The organism is Micromonospora sp. M51, from assembly GCF_018070305.1.
GTDB lineage: Bacteria > Actinomycetota > Actinomycetes > Mycobacteriales > Micromonosporaceae > Micromonospora > Micromonospora parva.
Genome location: NZ_JAGPXZ010001056.1, coordinates 1 through 1,596, shown reverse-complemented (window position 1 = coordinate 1,596; position 1,596 = coordinate 1). Strand labels below are relative to the sequence as shown.

Sequence of the window (1,596 nt, the reverse complement as noted above, 5' to 3'; positions counted from 1 at the left end):
GCACCGTGGCCCGTTCCCCGTCTCGTCCGCGCAGTTCGTCGAGGCGCTGGACGATCTCGTCCGCGTTCGCCCGCAGCCCACCGGTGCCACCGATGCCGACGATGCCGTCGAGGACCAGGTCGACCGGGCCGGCCGGACCCGGCACCACCCGTCCGCCAGCGGCGCGCAGCGCGGCCAGGCCAGCGGCGTGCGCCCGCCCGGGGGTGACCAGCATCGCGGACACCTGCACACCCCGGCGGGCCAACCGCTCCCCCGCGTACAGCGCGTCGCCACCGTTGTCACCGGAGCCGACCAGCAGCAGCACCCGGCCGCCGTAGACCCCGCCCCGCTCGGCGAGCACGAGCGCCGCCCGGCGGGCCAGGCCGGCGGCGGCCCGCTGCATCAGCGTCCCCTCCGGCAGGGTGCCCATCAGCCCCGCCTCGGCCGCCCGTACGTCGGCCACCCGCCACACCGCTCTCATGCCACCGTGTCCCATTCCGTTCGCGGGCGGGCCCGGTCGGCCCTCCCGGCCGACGTCATCGTTCCGCGACCACCATCGCCGACGCGATCCCGCCGTCGTGCGACAACGAGAGATGCCAGTGGTTGATCCCCCGCGCGTCGGCCGCCTCGGCGACCGTGCCGGAGACGGCCAACCAGGGGCGACCGTCCGGGTCGGCCACGACTTCGCAGTCGTGCCAGCTCAGCCCGGCCGGAGCGCCGAGCGCCTTGGCCACGGCCTCCTTGGCCGCGAACCGGGCGGCGAGCGACTCGGGCGAGCGCGTGCTGCCGGAGCGGGTGTGCCGCTCGGCCTCGGTGAAGACCCGGTCGGCCAGCTGCGGCGTCCGGGCCAGGGCTCGGGCGAACCGCTCGACCAGCACGACGTCGATGCCGACAGCGACGATCACCACACCACCCTACCGGCGGTCGAGGCCGCAGATTAGCCGTCGGGCTCGCGCTGGGCAACGCCTGTGGACACCCCGGGGTACGCCTCGACGCCGGCTGTCCACAGGGCACCACGCGACCTGTGGTGCGCGCCTACCGTCAGCGCGTCGATGCCGATCGTCCACGGGGGTGTGGTCATGACCGACGAGCCGTTCACGGTCCGGCCGGAGGAGTTGCGGGCGGTCGCCGTCCTGCTCGACGACGAGGCGCACCGGTTGGCGGCTGGCCTCGCCGGGTTGCCCGGGCTGGTGGTGGCGGCCCCCGAGTGGCGAGCTGGCGCGGCGCTGGCCGCGTTGGAGGCGGCCGGGCACGCCTGGTTCTGCCGGCTGGGCGCCCAGGTCGCGGCGGCCTCCGGCGGGGTCCGCGCGGCGGCCGAGGCGTACGAGACGGTGGACGAGCGGGCCGCCGACCGGTTCGCCGCGGTGCCCCGGTGAGCGGCGTCGGCTACCGGCAACTGTGGGCTGTCGACCCGCGGGAGTGGCGGGCCGCCGGGGCAGCGTGGGCGGGGTTGACCGGGCCGCTCGATCGGCACGTCGGTGGGCTGCGCGCGTCCGGCGGGCGGTTGCGGGACGGTTGGTCGGGTGCGGCGGCAACGGCGGCGGACCATCGGCTCGCCGTGCTGCGTGCCGAGCTGGCCTCGATCGCACCCGCGCTGATCGAGGCCGACCAGGTGCT

The 1,596-nt window shown here is 76.5% G+C and carries 3 protein-coding genes and 1 pseudogene; 2 read left to right on the top strand and 2 right to left on the bottom strand.

Annotated elements, in window-relative coordinates; translation table 11 throughout:
• Both KBX53_RS32405 and KBX53_RS32400 read right to left on the bottom strand, forming a co-directional pair.
• Positions 1-460, bottom strand: a 460-nt coding sequence (locus KBX53_RS32405) for an NAD(P)H-hydrate epimerase (RefSeq protein ID WP_247676548.1), incomplete at its 3' end; no start/stop codon positions are given.
• A 55-nt stretch (positions 461-515) separates the two neighbouring features.
• Positions 516-884, bottom strand: coding sequence for a holo-ACP synthase (locus tag KBX53_RS32400; protein WP_030330015.1), 369 nt, complete (start codon positions 882-884; stop codon positions 516-518).
• Between the two features lie 174 nt (positions 885-1,058).
• Here KBX53_RS32400 and KBX53_RS32395 point away from each other — a divergent pair, with 174 nt between their 5' ends.
• Together KBX53_RS32395 and KBX53_RS32390 are read left to right on the top strand one after the other, a co-directional pair.
• A complete protein-coding gene (locus tag KBX53_RS32395) occupies positions 1,059-1,355 on the top strand; it encodes a hypothetical protein (RefSeq protein ID WP_030330013.1) in 297 nt (98 codons plus the stop codon).
• A pseudogene (locus tag KBX53_RS32390) lies at positions 1,352-1,596 on the top strand (hypothetical protein); the annotation flags it as partial. The gene KBX53_RS32395 and the pseudogene KBX53_RS32390, both read left to right, overlap by 4 nt.